This window comes from Verrucomicrobiota bacterium, assembly GCA_027622555.1.
In the GTDB taxonomy this organism is placed as follows: domain Bacteria; phylum Verrucomicrobiota; class Verrucomicrobiia; order Opitutales; family UBA2995; genus UBA2995.
In genome coordinates this window covers 1-16,861 of record JAQBYJ010000054.1, presented here as the reverse complement: position 1 = coordinate 16,861, position 16,861 = coordinate 1, and the positions used below count along the sequence as shown (strand labels likewise).

Genomic DNA, 16,861 nt, shown 5'->3' with positions numbered 1-16,861 from the left:
ACGCGAAAAGCTGAATGTAGTCTCCCTTTGAAAAGCCTAAACTAATTAGTGATAACGAATAATTTGATGATTTCTAATCAGTGAAAATCTGTGCCATCAGCCGTGCCGTGTCGTAGCCTTGGCGGAGACTGGTGGTTAAATTCTGTATTTTTTTCCATTATTTCCGGTGATTTTTGTCAGTTTTCAATAACCAATCTTTATTAAGAATCTATCACTTAATCTGGGTCCATCTGAGAAATCTGTGGTCGAAAAAACTTTTGTTGCGGTTTTGCTCCTCTAGGTGCGTACTCAGGTTTATTCATTATTGTATGACTAAGTAATTTGTCTCTATAAGTTTATTGGCGACCGTCGTCTTGTTCGGCTCATCCTATCGACTAACCGCTAACCCAGGTGATCAGGCTGTCGCCCTGGTTAATGATTGGATGGCTGAGACTCAGACGGTCGGAATCACGGTCAGTGTTGGTGTTAAGGGAGAGATCGTTTGGTCGCAGGGTTTTGGTTACTCTGATCTCGAACAACAGGTGCCTGTCTACCCTGACCGAACCAGATTTAGAGTGGGTAGTGTGGCCAAGCCTATGACGGCGACTGCAATTGGCCTTCTATACGAGCAAGGTAAACTGGATCTGGATGCTCCGGTCCAAACCTACGTTCCGTCTTTCCCTGAAAAACAAGGAATAGTCACTACGCGTCTGCTGGCCGGTCACTTGGCGGGTATTCGTCATTACAAAGGTAACGAAGTGCAGAACAGCAAACGCTATGAATCGGTTCTGGAGGCGTTATCCATTTTTAAAGATGACCCATTGATTCATGCACCGGGATTGGGATACTCCTATTCGAGCTATGGCTTTAATTTGCTCAGCGCGGTCATCGAAAGGGCATCGGGGCAGAATTATTTGGAGTACATGGATGATCATGTGTTTGGCCCAATGGGTATGGATCACACTGAAGCGGACCAGGTTTATTCCATAATTCCCAATAGAGGCCGCTACTATGCAATCTATGGGGATCAATTGAATAACGCCCCCGCAGTGGATAACAGCTATAAGTGGGCTGGAGGAGGATTTATTTCAACTTCAGACGATTTGGTCCGTTTCGGCTTCGCTTATCTGGGAAATGAAATCCTCAAAGCTGAAACTATCAAACTTCTATGGACCTCCCAGAAATCTTCCGCGGGTGAGGTGATCGATTACGGAATCGGATGGCGTTCAGGAATCGACGATGCTGGTCGTTCCTGGATTGGTCACAACGGTGGTTCAGTTGGTGGATCCACTATTTTCAAGATCTATCCTGGGGAGGGAGTCGTGATTGCTCTCATATCGAATCTCTCCAACCAGAAATGGAACGACCTCGAAGAAAATATCACGGCTTTGTTCCTGGAATAGAAAATGTATGGAGTCTGATTGATCAAAACCGCTACTCTGGGTTTTGTTCAGTGGGTATGAGTAATCAAAACCGGATATCGTTAATCTTCTTAGGCAGTTGCTTCTGACAGCTGAAATAAAAATCGAGGAACATGATGCAGTCCGTTTTGCACTCAAAGAATTCGAAAATGGAAAGGCTGATTTTTCTTAATTATCCTGCGCGATTTCAGATCAAATTTTGAAATAAAGCCGAAACCTGTTTGGTGCTTTTTATCTCCCAAGATCTTGCGCACTGTATAATCGCCGCGAGTCATAAAGGATGACTGCACCTGCGTTCCCGCCGAGTTGCCCTAATCAATCGAATAAAGCGTCACCGAATTCTGGTCTTTAATAAAAATACGGTTTCCTGCCAGGACCGGGTAGGCATAGGTGGGTGAATCAGAAACTTTGTAACGGGCGAGCTCATTGCTGTTTTTCTCATCAGGTTGAAAAACGATCAATTCAGAGGATGGAGTCAGTGCGATCAAAACGGAATCGGTTGCGAGAATGGATCCAAACCCGGGTTGGCCTCCGCCAGTTCCGCCACCACCAGGTCCGCGACCGCCTTGTCCGCCTCCTCCTCCGGGACCTCCACGTCCCGGTTGTTGTCCGCCGCGTTCTCCCTGTTGTCCGCCTCGGCCTCCTTGCTGTACTTCTTGACTACCGCTTTCTCTGTCGGGACGTCTCGCCTGGCCACCACCCTGACCCTGTTCGGCATTTTCACCACGCACGCGCTCGCCGCCTTGCCCTCCTTGTCCCTGTGGGCGACGTCCTTGTCCGCCCGGTTGACGGTTTTCGTCGGGAATGGGACCCACTGCTAATGTCCAGGCCGTCTTTCCTGTTTCGGCGTTTAATGAAAACAATTCATTCCGTTGAGAAATTCCGTAAACAAAACCCTTTCTAAGAATGGGAGAATTGTATTGAAGAGAGTTTTCGGGGTTCTGCCACAGTTCTTCTGTATCAAATCCGTCGGAAGTTTTAATAAATTTGGAAGCTGTCATTCCGCGACCAGGGCCGGCAAGATAGAAGGTTTCACCACTCACGATAGGTGAAGCTGTATTTTGTCTTCCCTGGTTATATGGCATCTGCCAAAGCTGTTTTCCATCCGACACCCGCAGCACGGTCAGCGTTTTTTGAGTCGGTGTAACGATAGCTTTCGTTCCGTCGAGATGAATTAAAATGGGAGATCCGTAGGAGGGGCCATCTTCTGTCCATTTCCACTTTTCTTTTCCTGAATCGAGATCGTAAGCATGGATGCCGCTGATCTAGGTAATACACAAACCGTCTACCACCAGCGGAGAGGAGGAGGTATAAAATTGTGGGAGCTCGCCTTCAATATCTTCTTTTCGCCATAAGAGCTTGCCGGAGGATGCATCCAGGCATGAAACCACTCCATGCAGGCCCAATGTTACCACCTTCCCGTTGGCCACGGTAGGTGTGCTTCGAGGTCCGGAATGTCGGCTGGGTCCGCCTTCGATTGCGGCAGAGGGGTAGGCGTTCTTCCAGATTTCCTTTCCACTGTCAGCGTCTAAGCAATAGATGGTTTCCAGCCCGTTTGCTTTAGCAAAAACATAAAGTTTTCCGTCAGACAGGGTGGGTTGGGAAAGACCTTCCCCCACCTCAAGATTCCAGTGTTTCTTCAATTCCTTGGGCCAGGTATCGGGTGCTACAAATCCGCTGATGTTCCCGTCGCGGTTGGGGCCCAGGTATTGTGACCATTCATCCGCCACGGCGAAAGAAGTAAAGAAAAGGCCAATTGTAGAGCAAAGCAGAAATGATGAAGCGTTAAGTGTTTTCATAAAAGAATGGAGCTTTTGGAGTACCGCAAATTTTTGATTTTATTCAAAGTGTGGATGTATTTGAGAATTCGAGAGCAAAACGGGGTATTAGTTGGTTTTGTTGTTAACGACTGAGTTGGATCGGCAGGTTACATTTTACGGCCTATTCAAATGGAATCTTAAGCCCATCTGTCGCAGATGTATCTGACCAGGTGGATTCGCTGGTCAGTTTTTCGGATTCAAAGCTATAAACGTATTGTGTCATCCGCCCAGATCCTTCTTGTTCACTAGGAAAACAAGGAAATCGATTCCTGATTATTATGAATACTATTTTTGATATCGCCATTGTTGGTGGTGGGATTGTTGGAGCAGCTTCTGCCTATAAGATACAAAAAGCCTACCCGGGTTTTAAAGTGCTGGTTTTAGAAAAAGAAGACCATCTGGCACCACACCAGACAGGTAATAATTCAGGCGTCATTCACTCCGGCCTGTATTACAAGCCAGGTTCCAAAAAAGCAAAGAACTGTGTCATTGGCCGTCATGAGCTTGTTGCTTTCGCAAAGGAACATCATATCGCTCATGACGTTTGTGGTAAGGTGGTGGCGGCAACCCACGAGTCTGAATTGCCATTCATGGATAAGATCTTTGCCAATGGTTTGGCAAACAATACCGAGGGAATCGAAAAAATTTCGGCTGAACAATTACAGGAAATTGAACCTTATGTTAAATCGATTGGTGGTATTTGGGTTCCTTGTACCGGTATCATCGACTTTATCGGTACGACCAATAAACTGGCTGAACTCGTTACGGCGATAAACAGTGAATCCAAGATTTTAACCGGACATGAAGTGCTCGGATTTGAGAGGACGGGAAACCTGAGAAACCTAAAGACAAGCAAGGGGACTTTTAAGGCGAAAAAACTGATTTTCTGCGGAGGCCTTCAAGCGGATCGGTTAGCAAAGAAGGATGGGGTGCCTTTAAAAGAAAAAGTGGTTGGATTCCGTGGAGATTATTACGAACTGACTGAATCGGCGAAGCATAAGGTGAAGAACTTGATTTACCCGGTTCCCAATCCTGACTTTCCATTCCTCGGTGTGCATTTCACAAGAATGACCAACGGAGAAATCGAGTGCGGACCCAATGCAGTATTTACCTTTAAGCGAGAAGGGTACGGCAAAACCGACTTTAGTTTCAGGGATACTTTCGATGCATTGACCTACCGGGGTACCTGGAAATTACTGTTTGGAAACATGGGTTTTGCTATAAACGAGTACCGTCGGGCGTTTTCTAAGAAACTGTTTTTGGAAACCTTACAGCGCATGATTCCATCTTTGACGATGGAGGATATCAAACCTGGAAGAGCTGGTGTAAGAGCTCAGTTGTTAGGGGTTGATGGGGATACGCGTGACGATTTCAGAATAGAATATAAGGATGATGCCATTCACGTGCTCAATGCGCCTTCTCCTGCAGCAACTGCATGTCTGGCCATTGGAAACGACATAAAAGAAATGGCCGAGCTGCATTTTGGCTGGAGAAAGTAAGGTCGAGAAAACAACCTCAGAAGAACGAAGATAGAAAATGCAGGTTTTAGCATGAACTTCGATAAAGAGACTTATTTCTATTGCAGGCTTGAAATCGTTCTTCGTTAGCGGTGAAGTGAAAGTCTGTTTCTTTGGTCTTCTATCTCTGGGCTTGATTGTTTTCAAGAAGTGGGATGGCCAGGAGCTAAAAAAACTGTCACTTTTAGGCAAGACAGACTTCCAAAATTTTACCAATCTTCTCTTATGTTACCTCGTATATTCTTTCTCTTTTTTCTTCTCACATCTGCCCAGTTGTTTGCTGGAGTTCTCCGTCTGGAAAAGAGCGACAATAAGATTTCTGTTTTCCGTGAAAATGGGACGGAACCGATTCTGGTGGAAAATGTGCGCGCCGATCATCGGCCCTACATACATCCGATCGTTGCACCGGATGGTAATGGTGAGCTTACTCAATACAGCCCGGGCCACCACCTGCATCAAACAGGACTCTATTGGGGATTCACCCGGGTCAACGGACGCGATTACTTCCACAACCCTTCCAACGGCTATTGGAAATTACTCGAGGCCAATGTGATTTCCGCTGAAGGCGAGGTGGTTCAGTGGGAGACGATTTATCATCTGTTGGACGAAGAAGGTACGGCCCTGATGGAGGAGACTCAGGTCTGGTCCATGCGGGACCTGGACGATGAGTATTTCATCGATCTTGTCTGGTCTGGAAAAGCCCACACTGATCTCACCATTTCCGAATTTAAGTATGGTGGGCTTTTTCTTCGCATGCCCTGGGAAGTAGGAAACGAAGGCGAAGTGGTAAACAGTTCTCGTCAGAAAAACCAACGCGCTGAGGGGCAGCGTTCATCCTGGGTGGATGTTGGAATGGAAATAAAGGGACGCGACAAAGACGATTGGGGGCACATCGCCATTTTTGATCATCCGGATAACGATGCCTTTCCTATGCCTTGGCGCGTGGATAATCAATTGGGTGTCGGGCCGGCCAGGTCCCTTTTGGGCGATTGGAAAATTCCTGCGGGCGCCACCAAGACCTACCGCCACCAATTCAAGGTTTATACCGGTCAGTTGAACGATATTCATATGCACGAGGACTGGAAAGCCTACACCGGGCAGACCAATAACTATGCTGAATGGATCACTGCCAGAAATGAAGCAAAGGAGGCTGAATTTTTAACCGGTGAACAAGCGATCGAGAAAATGACCGTGCCGGATGGGCTGGAAGTTACCTTGGTAACCTCGGAACCGCAAATCACCCAACCCTTAGCGTTTTGCTGGGATGATCGGGGCCGTATGTGGATAGCAGAAAATCGCGATTATGAAACGCGTAGAAGCGGCTTTTCCAATTATGGGGATAGCCGGATTCTAATCCTCGAAGACGTGGATGGAGACGGGAAGATGGATACGAAGAAAGTGTTCCTGGAAGGTATTCCATTTCCTTCGGCCATTGCGGTGGGCTTCGATGGACTCTGGCTAGGGGCTCCACCAAACTTGATGTTTGTTCCTGACCGTGATGCGGACGACAAAGCCGACGAGGAAATCGAAGTACGTTTAACCGGCTGGGGAATCCGTGATCGTCACGAGGTGTTAAACAGTTTTATTTGGGGCCCGGATGGATGGCTCTACGGCTGCCAGGGATTTGCTACTCCTTCCACGGTTGGTAAACCTGTCGATGGGGGTCGCGTATTTAAGAAAGGTGATCCCTTTCCAACCAGTGAGGAAGTCGTCGATGGTCAGTTTATTGATGGAGGAATCTTTCGCTATCATCCGATCAAGGATCGTTTTGAAGTCGTCTCTCACGGATTTAGTAACCCCTGGGGATTGGACTTTGACGACCATGGACAGGCTTTTATATCTGCCTGTGTGATTCCTCACGCCTTTCATATTATTCAGGGCGGAATTTTTCACCGCCAAGGCGGAAAGCACATCAATCCCTATGTGTATTCCGACATTCAAACGATCGTGGATCACCGCCACCGTTCCGCTCATGGAGGGGCGCGTGTTTATCTGGCGGATTTGTTACCTGAAAAATACCACAACAAACTTTTCATGGCCAATATCCATGAGCATGCCCTGTTAAACGATGAACTGGTGCGCAACGGTTCCGGCTTCATTGCGAAACACGGTGAGGACACGGTGTTGGCCAATGATCCTCAATGGATAGGTTTCAGTCTCGAAATCGGCCCTGAAGGCGCGATCTATATGCTGGACTGGCACGATGGCGATATTTGTGGCAATGACGTTCAGGACAAAGACACAGGCAGAGTTTATCGTCTGGCGCCTGAAGGAACGCCGTTCCCAACGAACTTTAATCTAAAAGATCTGAGTGATAGCGAGCTGGTCGAAATGCAGTTACACAGGAACGATTGGTATGTGCGTCATGCCCGCGTGATTTTGCATGAACGCGCTGAAGAAGGTATCCTGTCGCCGGGTGTTCATGACAAGCTTTGGGCGATGTTTAAGAGTCAATCGGATTCTGGACGCAAGCTACGTGCCCTGTGGGCATTACATGTTACGGGAGGAGCTTCTCAAGATCAGCTGGTTAAGGTTCTGAATGATTCGGCGGAATATGTCCGTGCCTGGGCCATTCAATTGCTATGTGAGGATATGGACCCTGGGAAGGCCGCTTTGAAGAAATTCATCAGCATGGCAAAGTCAGATCCATCTCCTGTCGTTCGTCTATACTTGGCCTCAGCTTTACAACGTATTCCGAAAGCAAGTACCTGGGATATTGCTGAAGGTCTATTGAGCCGCGCTGAAGATCAGGACGACCATAATATACCCAAGATGATATGGTTTGGTGTGGAGCCAAATGTTCCTGAAAACCCGGTAAAAGCGCTACAGCTCGCCTCCTCAAGCAACATTCCTTTAGTGGCACAGTTTATTGCGCGTAGAGCAACATCAGGACAACTGCTCGATGTCGTAGTGGGGGAAATCTCCAAAGCTAGTTCGAATGCTTCCAGGAAAGTCTTGCTCGAAGGCATGCGGGATGGGTTGCTGGGGCAGAGAGATCTTAGCGCTCCCGTCGGCTGGTCGAAGATGGAGTCGAATCTGATTGGGGTAGATAGCCTGCGCAATCTTGTCCTGCAAATCGGTCAGTTATTCGGCAGTGCAGAAGCCGGTAAAGCTCAGTTGGCTCAGTTGAATGATTCCTCCACTGATCTCGAGCGACGCAAAGAAATTTTGCAGAATTTCGGTCTCGATGTATTTCCACCGGCTTTTGATTCGATACTCGGCTACTTGTCGAATTCTGATCTTCGACTGAGCGCATTGAGAGCTCTTTCTTCTTACGAAGATAACTCTATTGAGGAGAATATTTTAGAATACTATTCTGAATTCACACCTGAGGAAAAAGCAGTCGCCGTTCAAACGCTGGCCACTCGTCGTGGCAGTGCCCGAACATTGGTCGCGGCTTTGAAAAGAAATTCGATTCCTCGAAGTGACATCTCTGCGGTGAATGCTCGCCAGCTCAGGCGGGTGGTCGGTCCGGATTTTGTAGATTGGTGGGGACCCATGGAAACGTTGAGCAAAGACAAGCAACAGGCTATGGACCGCTACAAATTCTTGTTGACCGATGAATACATGGCTCATGCCGATGTCATGAATGGTAAAACGATATTCGATCAAACCTGTGCAGCCTGTCACAAGATGTATGGAGAAGGTGGCATTATAGGTCCAGACATCACAGGATCGAACCGTGCTGACTTGGCATATATTCTAAGCAACATCATCGATCCCAGTAGTGAAATTCCTGAGGGCTACCAACTGGTCACGATCTCAACTCAAGATGGTCGGACCTTTGCAGGGAATGTCACCGCCGAGGATGATCAACGACTGACCCTGGCGATGGTGGGCCAGGAAGTGGTCCTGGCAAAATCCGAAATACTGTCCCGTCAAACATCACCTGTTTCGATGATGCCCGAAGGGCAATTGAACGCGATGTCGGACAGCCAGGTCCGTGACCTGATCGGGTATTTGAGAACGACGCATCCAATAAATTAGTAGAAATCAGCAGCAAGCTACCTTCTGCATCGCCAAGACTCAAATCGAAGAGTGTTGCTGCGGAATCGTCACTTGTCCTGTATATACGGCCATCGGCAATTCCTTGGCCGGAGAAACAAGTGCAGACTTGACTCCGCAAAAACCCGCTGAGGCAAAATCAAGAAAGTTCAAAAGCCAAAAATGGAGATCAAATCCTTGACTTCTACCTCTTTCTTTTTTCATGCTTAGGTTTTTCCTTAGCTTTCAGTATTCGCCCCACAGATCTTGTTAGTCGGTGACATGCGAAAATCGGACGCGTATTTCAAACTAACCCTAATAAAAACAACTTCTCGAAATGAACCTCAAAAATGATAAACTGCTGTGTGCGCTATGTGTTGTACTGACACTCGGGATTGCCTCCCTCTTATCTCCGTTAACTGCCCAGGAAGACGATGATGAAGACATCTATGAATTAACCCCGTTCTCGATTGATGAGCAGGATAATGTTGGTTATCTGGCACGGTCTTCCTTGGCTGGAACTCGTCTGAAAGCTCCTCTTAGAGATATTGCCGCGACCATTAGTGTTGTCACCGAAGAGTTTTTGGACGATACCGGTTCCACGGACTTGCAGGAACTGCTTGTCTACACCGCCAACACCGAAGTCCTGGGAATCGGCGGTAACTTCGCCAACCCCAATACGTCGATTGTTGTCGGCGCGGTTCAGGACTCGCAATTCAGGAATCCGGCTCAAAATACCCGGGTAAGAGGCCTGGCTAGCGCTGACCTGACGCGCGAATACTTTCCGACCTCGGTCGCTTTTGATTCTTATAACACCAGCCGTATCGTTATCAACCGCGGGGCGAATGCCATCCTATTCGGGTTGGGTAGTCCGGCGGGTATTATTAATAACCAGATAAAAGCTCCAGTCTTTGAGGATCACGCAGAGGTCTCGTTTCAGGTGGGCAGCTACGACTCACAACGCGGGGAAATCGATTTTGAGAAAGTCCTCATCGAGGATAAATTGTCAATCCGTTTGATGGCCGTGAATGAGGAAAGAAAGTACCAGCAGGATCCAGCTTTTGAGCACGACCAGCGTTTCACTGCAGTCGGTGAATGGCGCCCCTTTGAGAATAGTACTATCCGTTTGTCCTATGAATCCGGTGATATTACCGCGAACCGTCCTCGTACGCTTCCCCCGCAGGACATGGTAACCCGGTGGTTCGATGTCTCTCCAACCGGCAAAGCAAAACCAACGCATGATCCCCACAATCTGTTCCAATTGTTCCTCTATGATGAAAACGGTGTGAATGTGGATAACCTGTATTGGGGGCCGATTGGGTTTACTTTCGAAGCAGCTGCTGTTTATGCCGGCCCCGAATTCGGGATTGCGGGTGGAGCCCTTCCCAATGGCACCGATGCTTTTGTTCCCATTATTAATAACAGGTTTGGACCGGATGCCTCCAATGGTATAAGGTTCCAATCCTTTGTGACAATTCGAGGAGTGAACCAGCTGTACGGAAATATGCTGGGTTCACCCAAGGATCAGAACGGTAATTCAAAATCGGCCACGCGGGATTTTTATGTGAATGAACATATCACTGATACGAGTCTCTTCGATTTCCGCAACCTGCTCTTCGACGGACCCAACAAAAGAGAAATGGAAAGTTTCGATGTCTTTACCGGGTCCTTAGAGCAAACCTTTCTGGAAGGAAATGCCGGACTGGCTTATCACTTTAATAAAGAAGATTACAGTAATCGATTTTGGAATGTCATTGGTGACGGTTCCCGCTTTGGGGCCATCGGGGTGGATGTAAATGTTACCTATCCCAATGGAGATGCGAATCCAAACTTCGGGCGTCTTTTCGCATCGGCTGGTGGGAACGGCGGAAGAACAACTACCAGCAGCATCGATCTTGAGAATCACCGTTTTACGGGCTTTTTCAAATTCGATGCCACCGAGAAAGTGGATGGCTTCTGGGGTGAACTGCTGGGCGATCACACCCTCACCGCTCTTTTGGAGGACGCGAAAAGGAATGCGAGGAACATCACCTATTACAACCACGTGTGGGATGATAATTTTCAGCAGAACGGGAACCCCCCCAACGCTTTGAACGTAACGGCTGTTGGCAGCCTGGTCTATTTGAGCGACAGCATCGCCAACCAGTCCAGCTCGGCGGATTCCCACGCCTCCAACTTGCGATCTAAACTGGAGTTTCAGGATTCCTACTCGATGAGTTATCGCGATCCGGTTACGAAACTGTTTACCACCGGTACGTTCGGCACGCGATCGAATCTTCCCGCAGGCGGTTCCTTGTCGAAGAACCACATCGAAAGTAAAGCGCTTATTCTCCATAGTGGTTTTCTTGAAGATCACCTCGTTGCCACTTATGGCTACCGTGAGGACGATGTAAAGGTTTGGACGACACCACAACCCCCTCGAAATAATGATAATACCCGGGATATCAGTCCCGATGCATTCTTCCTTCCTAGTGATCCTACCTTCAAGTCCAGTACCGATTCCAGTAGTTGGGGTGTGGTCGCCCATGTGCCCGACGAATGGATGGACGCTGTCGGAGGATTTGGACTCAGTTTTCATTTTTCCAAATCGGAAAATTCGCAGATCGGCTCGGAGCGAAACAACCTGCGTGGTGAAAGTCTCGGTCCGGTCAGTGGATCCACCGAGGAAAAGGGCTTCACCGTCTCGTTCCTGGACGACCGCTTCAGTATCCGGGTCAACAAGTATGAGACTCTGCAGCTCGATGAGAACTCTGGTTTAACCACCAACTTTGGTGGAATGCTGGGACCTTATTTGCGTAATTATGCGCCTGCATCCCGTGCGGAAAACATTGAGGTCAACCTTACCAATAGATCCGACATGGCTCGGTTGGCCAACTACGATCCCTTCCGTAACTCCGAGTATCTCGAACAATACTTCTCGTTTTCCGCGGATCAAGAGTTCGTCGTCCGGAATCTCCCGGCCAATCTGACCTTCCCTACCGACCTGTTGTCCGAAGGGCTTGAAATCGAAGCGGTGGCCAACCTTACTGAAAATTGGCGACTCATGTTCAATATTTCCCAACAGGAAGTATCAGCTACCAACACCGCTCCCTTACTGGCGGCTTTTATTCAAGAAACCATGAATCCGGTATTGGCTGAATACGGTGATTTCAATACCAGTAGCGGACAAGTTGAAACAATCAGCAGTTGGACCAACCGGACCGGACTCATCGCAAACAAGATCAAGATTGCTGAGGACGGTGGTAAGAAAACCAATGAGATACGTGAGTGGCGCTGGAACCTGGTGACCAATTACAACTTTGACAATAATTCCGGATTCCGGGGGTTTAACGTCGGTGGCGCGGTGCGCTGGCAGGACGAAATTGGCATCGGTCGTCCCATTCTAGTCGATCCTGAACTTAGCACCCCGGATAATCTGGTTTACATTCCCGATCTTGCTCACCCATATTTTGGTCCGACCGAGACCATGGTCGATGCCTGGGTAGGATGGGAAAAGGAGCTCGGCCCTTACTTCGGCAGAAATACCTTGTTGAGGATTCAGCTCAACGTCCGCAACCTTTTGGATGAGAATGATCTTATTCCCGTTGTCGCAAATCCTGATGGAACGATTCCGGTCATTCGCATTCCAGCTGAGCGCACATTCGAACTAAGTGGGTCGCTGAGTTATTAAAAACAGATTTTTGCGATCGGGCCGGGAATTCGTAGCAAGGGATTCCCGGCCTGTTTCTTTTTTGACACATAATGATCAATAGAATCGGCAGTGCCTTTTGTAGGTAGGGGTCGATCGCCGAGCGAGTCGTATTGAAAAGATGAACTCCAAGAGACACAGATGATTAAAAACATTATTACTTCATATCTGCGTATACCAGGTCATCTGTTGTTTCCGTTTCCACAGTTACAGCCTTATTCCTTTACCTACTAAGCCATATCTTAATCTCATGAATCGATTCATTATTTTTTAGCTCTATTTTCATCCTAACGTTTGCTACTCTCCTACAGTCAATTAATGTAACCGCAGGAATTTTGGTGGGTGTGTATATGGTTCTGGCTTCCCAGTCTGTTTTGCTCCGAAAAATAAACACGCAAGATGCCCGTGCTACTTTCTCAAAGTAATAGTTACGAAATTTTAAAATGAAAATCAACGCCCTGAAAAAACTCCGAGCTAAGCTGGCCGCGGACGAACCTGTCTATGGTCTTTGGATTACCCTTGAGTCGGCTTCACTGACCGACATGGCGGTTTCCCTCGGCTTGGATTGGGTTGTGGTGGATGCCGAACACGGGCATCTTGGTTGGAAGGAAATTAACGAACACGTAAGAGCAGGCCTGCGCAGTGATACGGTTGTGTTGGTCAGGATAGCGGAAAGGAGCACTTCACTCACTAAACGTGTTTTGGACATCGGAGCGGATGGAATCGTGGTTCCCTGGGTCGAAACGGTGGAAGATGTGGAAGCTGCAATTCTTGATTGTCGCTACCCTCCAGAAGGACGGCGCGGTATCGGAGGTGAACGCGCTACTGCCTGGGGACAGGCTCTGGTCGAGCATACAGAATCTGCGAATGAGCATGTGCTGGTAATACCGCTTATTGAGCGTGTGGAAGCGGTTCCCAATGTCGCGGCCATGTGCGCCTTGGACGGAGTGGATGTTTTGTTTTTTGGCCCCGCAGATTTTTCTGCGAGTGCGGGGTATCGCGGTCAGTGGGAGGGACCGGGAGTTGCCGAACAGATTTTAGAATTAAAGGACACGATTCGGGCAGCTGGGAAACAGTGCGGGTTGATTACAAAAAGTATTGAGGACTTACAGCAGCGTCGGGATCAGGGATTTCGCATGATTGGACTCGGATCTGACGCCGGTCTCTTTTTGCGATCACTGCATGAATCGCTAAAAGCGGTCGACCGAGATCGAATGCCGACAACCAGTCTCGACCCAAGGGACGGAGAAGGAGGGGCTCTATGAGTTCGCTGTTTCGAGTCGCGTTGACCGGGGATAGTTTTAAGAATGGCGTTCCGGTATACCCGGATTTCGATTTGAGTCTGCTCAAAGGAACCGAAGGTATTGAGGTGGTGCCTTTCGAGGAACATAGACCCGAAATTGGGCCAGACCAACTGGAGGGAGTCCAAGGGGTGATTGTGCTGACCCCTGCGGTGTCCCGTGCGAGTCTTGCACGAAGTGAGGACCTGTTGGTTGTCAGTCGTTTCGGGGTGGGTTTCGAGAAAGTAGACGTAGCTGCTTGCACGGAAGCCAACGTTGTTCTTTGCACCGCGGTGGGTGCCGTTGATCGTCCTGTTGCCGAGGCGACGGTTGGCTGGATGATCGCCTTGAGCCATAACATGCGCATGAAAGATCGGCTGGTGCGTGAAGGCCAGTGGGACAGACGTAGTGGTTTTATGGGATCTGAGTTGCGCGGACATACACTTGGGATTGTTGGTCTGGGTGGTATCGGACGCACCCTGGTAAAACTTTTGGACGGATTTGGCATGAATCGCCCCTTGGCTTTTGACCCGTTTCTAGATGCCCAGGCAGCATCTGAACTTGGGGTGGATTTGGTCGAACTCAACGAACTCATGGAGCAGGCAGATTTTGTGAGCGTGCATTGTCCTTTGAACGAACAGACGACAAATCTAATATCGCATCACGAATTATCTCTGATGAAACCGACCGCTTATCTGATCAACACAGCGCGTGGTGGTATCATCAACGAGGACGCTCTTTTTGAAGTGCTTAGTTCAGATCAAATAGCAGGCGCGGCGCTCGATTGTTTTGTGGGAGAACCCATTAACAGCCCACATCGATTTGGTGAATTGGATAACGTAATTTTAGCACCCCATAGTATCGCGTGGACCCATGAACTGTTTCGAGACATTGGTTCTACTGCCAGCCAAAGCATCATCGATCTCGCTCAAGGACGGCGCCCTCGTAGTTCAATCAATCCTGAGGTGTTCGATAAAGTTTCTTTCCAAAAAAAGTGGGAGCGTTTGAAAATCGATCTCATGTGAACTAAGGAAAGTTCGATGGTCTTTCTAATTGTAGGAGCGGCTTTACGCCGCGATCCCTCATTAAAGTTATTAGGGCGGCATAAACCTACCCCTACAGTTGAATATATATCCCAAGGTTCGGTTTCCAGATTTGAACCGTCTATCCAGGCTATTTGAAAAACCTGGCTTTGTGGGTTGGCACCTTAGTGTTTTGATATATAAGTTCACTGACCTGAATCGGCAGGTCGGTTTCGATGATGTCGATGCCTGTGGCAAGCAACTTCTCGTAGGAAGCTTTCAAATGAGTTGAGGGTTGTCCCAAGGTTTTTAATTCACGGTCCAGGTAGCGCGAGGAGCCGACCATGCAGCTGGATCCTTTGGCGTGGATTAAGTCGATCAGGGACTAGCCGACAGGGTCAATAGTCAATCATCAAGTATCTATCAGCGATTGTTGTTCACGGATACCTTGGTCTGAATTAAGTTTTATATAGTCCGGTGAAAAACTGACCGAGCGTTAGTCTGGCGGTTGGTTCACTTGATAATTGATCATTGACCCTATTGTCATCGTTCTTTGACCCTATTGTCATCGTTCTACAAATAGTGTATGAGTTCTTTCGAAATTGCACCCTCGTTAGGCAAAATAGGGTAGAACAGGCGTCCTGCCGCGCCGCGTCATAGCTCCAAATAGCGACGACTGGCCTGTTTGGTGCACCGGCAAGATGCCATAGTCTTTTACATAACTTCCGTAATTTCAGAGGTACATTAATTGACTGTAGGAGAGGAGCTTGCTCCCGATCCGTGAAACAAAAGACCTTCGTTATCGGGAGCAAGCTCCTCTCTTACAAAACGGCTGGCAGCTGGAAATCATGGCCGGGAAATACGTTTGAAACCTTTAGCTCTCCCGTGGCTTCCGTGTCTTTAAAATGTGTATAAGCCTCTAAATTCCTGTCTGCTTGGGAGATGATTTCAACTTTATATCAAATATCCAAAATTGGATATCTAATCCTTGACTCCTTCCCCCCACCTAATTTACCTATGAGTTCTCCTTGAGACTTATCCTATTCGAACTATTCTAACGACGCTCTTTATAGTTTTTCCGATAGGCTGAGGATCACTGATACTCAATTTCTTTCCAACCCCAAAAATAACAAATCATCCCTATGAAACTCAAAAATAACAGACTGCTGTACGCGCTAATCGCTGTACTAACTCTCGGTATAGTCGGCGGACTATCCCCGTTAACTGCCCAAGAAGACGATGAAGACGTTTTTACCTTAAGTCCTTTCACCATTGATGAACAGGAGAACGTGGGTTACCTGGCCCGGTCTTCCCTGGCTGGAACCCGCTTGAAAACTCCGTTGAGGGATATCGCGGCTACAATCAGTGTTGTCACCGAAGAGTTTATGGACGATACCGGATCCACGGATTTGCAGGAGCTGCTGGTCTACACGGCAAATACCGAAGTCCTCGGTATCGGAGGCAATTTCGCCAATCCGGATGAGTCGAGATCAGTTGGCGGGGTTTTGGATGCGCAGTTTACCAGGCCGACTCAAAATACCCGTGTGCGTGGCTTGGCGGCAGCTGACCTTACACGTAATTATTTTCCGACCATCGTCGCGATGGATTCTTACAACACCAGTCGGGTTGTGATTAATCGCGGGGCGAATTCGATCCTGTTCGGCCTGGGTAGTCCGGCCGGTATCATCAATAACCAAATCATAGCACCGGTCTTCGAGAATCACGGAGAAGTTTCGTTTCAGTATGGAAGCTACGATTCTCATCGGACGGAGTTCGATGTGGAAAAAGTATTAATCGAAGATAAGCTATCCATTCGTGTAGCTGCACTGAATGAAGAGCAATTCTACCAGCAGAAGCCAGCATTTGAGCACGACAGTCGCATCACCATCGCCGGTGAGTGGCGCCCATACGAGAATACAATTGTGCGTGCGACCTACGAGAATGGATCGATCACTGCAAACCGTCCACGCTCGATTCCTCCGCAGGACATGGTAAGCCGGTGGTTTGATGTGTCTCCCCTCGGAATTGCGAAACCGACTCATAATGGTCATGAAGCATTCCAGCTGTTTCTTCGTGAGACTCCAACAGTTAAAGGATCGTAGATCATCGTAGCATGATCTATGTCCTTTGTTGAACAAGTCCGAGGAGTT

Annotated in this window: 9 protein-coding genes and 1 pseudogene; 7 read left to right on the top strand and 3 right to left on the bottom strand. The window is 48.2% G+C overall.

What is annotated here, in order from left to right:
- The first annotated feature begins 338 nt into the window (after positions 1 to 338).
- Positions 339 to 1,382, top strand: a complete 1,044-nt coding sequence (locus O3C43_14465; GenBank protein ID MDA1067692.1) for a serine hydrolase — start codon at positions 339 to 341, stop codon at positions 1,380 to 1,382.
- Between the two features lie 329 nt (positions 1,383 to 1,711).
- Here the strand turns inward: O3C43_14465 and O3C43_14460 are convergent.
- Positions 1,712 to 3,199 (bottom strand): annotated as a pseudogene (locus O3C43_14460) (PQQ-like beta-propeller repeat protein).
- 299 nt (positions 3,200 to 3,498) lie between these two features.
- Between O3C43_14460 and lhgO the strand changes: the two are divergent.
- The gene (gene lhgO, locus O3C43_14455; GenBank protein MDA1067691.1) at positions 3,499 to 4,719 is read left to right on the top strand and encodes an L-2-hydroxyglutarate oxidase; all 1,221 of its coding nucleotides are present in this window, start codon (positions 3,499 to 3,501) and stop codon (positions 4,717 to 4,719) included.
- A gap of 243 nt (positions 4,720 to 4,962) precedes the next feature.
- Positions 4,963 to 8,724, top strand: a complete 3,762-nt coding sequence (locus tag O3C43_14450; GenBank protein ID MDA1067690.1) for a PmoA family protein — start codon at positions 4,963 to 4,965, stop codon at positions 8,722 to 8,724.
- Between the two features lie 39 nt (positions 8,725 to 8,763).
- On the opposite strand, the gene O3C43_14445 is transcribed toward O3C43_14450, so the two are convergent.
- The gene (locus O3C43_14445; protein MDA1067689.1) at positions 8,764 to 8,946 is read right to left on the bottom strand and encodes a hypothetical protein; all 183 of its coding nucleotides are present in this window, start codon (positions 8,944 to 8,946) and stop codon (positions 8,764 to 8,766) included.
- A gap of 112 nt (positions 8,947 to 9,058) precedes the next feature.
- Here O3C43_14445 and O3C43_14440 point away from each other — a divergent pair, with 112 nt between their 5' ends.
- The 3 genes from O3C43_14440 to O3C43_14430 all read left to right on the top strand — a co-directional run bounded on the left by O3C43_14440 (position 9,059) and on the right by O3C43_14430 (position 14,714).
- The gene (locus tag O3C43_14440; protein MDA1067688.1) at positions 9,059 to 12,391 is read left to right on the top strand and encodes a hypothetical protein; all 3,333 of its coding nucleotides are present in this window, start codon (positions 9,059 to 9,061) and stop codon (positions 12,389 to 12,391) included.
- A gap of 461 nt (positions 12,392 to 12,852) precedes the next feature.
- Positions 12,853 to 13,674 (top strand): aldolase/citrate lyase family protein, encoded by an 822-nt coding sequence (locus tag O3C43_14435; GenBank protein MDA1067687.1) that lies wholly within the window; start codon positions 12,853 to 12,855, stop codon positions 13,672 to 13,674.
- On the top strand, positions 13,671 to 14,714 hold the full coding sequence (locus tag O3C43_14430; protein ID MDA1067686.1) for an NAD(P)-dependent oxidoreductase: 1,044 nt from the start codon (positions 13,671 to 13,673) through the stop codon (positions 14,712 to 14,714). Before O3C43_14435 ends, O3C43_14430 begins: the two co-directional genes overlap by 4 nt.
- A gap of 148 nt (positions 14,715 to 14,862) precedes the next feature.
- Here the strand turns inward: O3C43_14430 and O3C43_14425 are convergent, their stop codons facing one another.
- Complete coding sequence (locus O3C43_14425) at positions 14,863 to 15,057, bottom strand: hypothetical protein (protein ID MDA1067685.1); 195 nt, start codon at positions 15,055 to 15,057, stop codon at positions 14,863 to 14,865.
- A gap of 796 nt (positions 15,058 to 15,853) precedes the next feature.
- On the opposite strand from O3C43_14425, the gene O3C43_14420 reads away from it, so the two are divergent.
- On the top strand, positions 15,854 to 16,813 hold the full coding sequence (locus tag O3C43_14420) for a TonB-dependent receptor plug domain-containing protein (protein ID MDA1067684.1): 960 nt from the start codon (positions 15,854 to 15,856) through the stop codon (positions 16,811 to 16,813).
- Positions 16,814 to 16,861 lie beyond the last annotated feature (48 nt).

What these genes read in the sequence shown, in the direction of transcription:
- lhgO (MDA1067691.1), top strand. Translation starts at nt 3,499, where the DNA reads ATGAATACTATTTTTGATATCGCCATTGTTGGTGGTGGGATTGTTGGA.
- O3C43_14450 (MDA1067690.1), top strand. Translation starts at nt 4,963, where the DNA reads ATGTTACCTCGTATATTCTTTCTCTTTTTTCTTCTCACATCTGCCCAG.
- O3C43_14445 (MDA1067689.1), bottom strand. Translation starts at nt 8,946, where the DNA reads ATGAAAAAAGAAAGAGGTAGAAGTCAAGGATTTGATCTCCATTTTTGG.
- O3C43_14440 (MDA1067688.1), top strand. Translation starts at nt 9,059, where the DNA reads ATGAACCTCAAAAATGATAAACTGCTGTGTGCGCTATGTGTTGTACTG.
- O3C43_14435 (MDA1067687.1), top strand. Translation starts at nt 12,853, where the DNA reads ATGAAAATCAACGCCCTGAAAAAACTCCGAGCTAAGCTGGCCGCGGAC.
- O3C43_14430 (MDA1067686.1), top strand. Translation starts at nt 13,671, where the DNA reads ATGAGTTCGCTGTTTCGAGTCGCGTTGACCGGGGATAGTTTTAAGAAT.
- O3C43_14425 (MDA1067685.1), bottom strand. Translation starts at nt 15,057, where the DNA reads ATGGTCGGCTCCTCGCGCTACCTGGACCGTGAATTAAAAACCTTGGGA.
- O3C43_14420 (MDA1067684.1), top strand. Translation starts at nt 15,854, where the DNA reads ATGAAACTCAAAAATAACAGACTGCTGTACGCGCTAATCGCTGTACTA.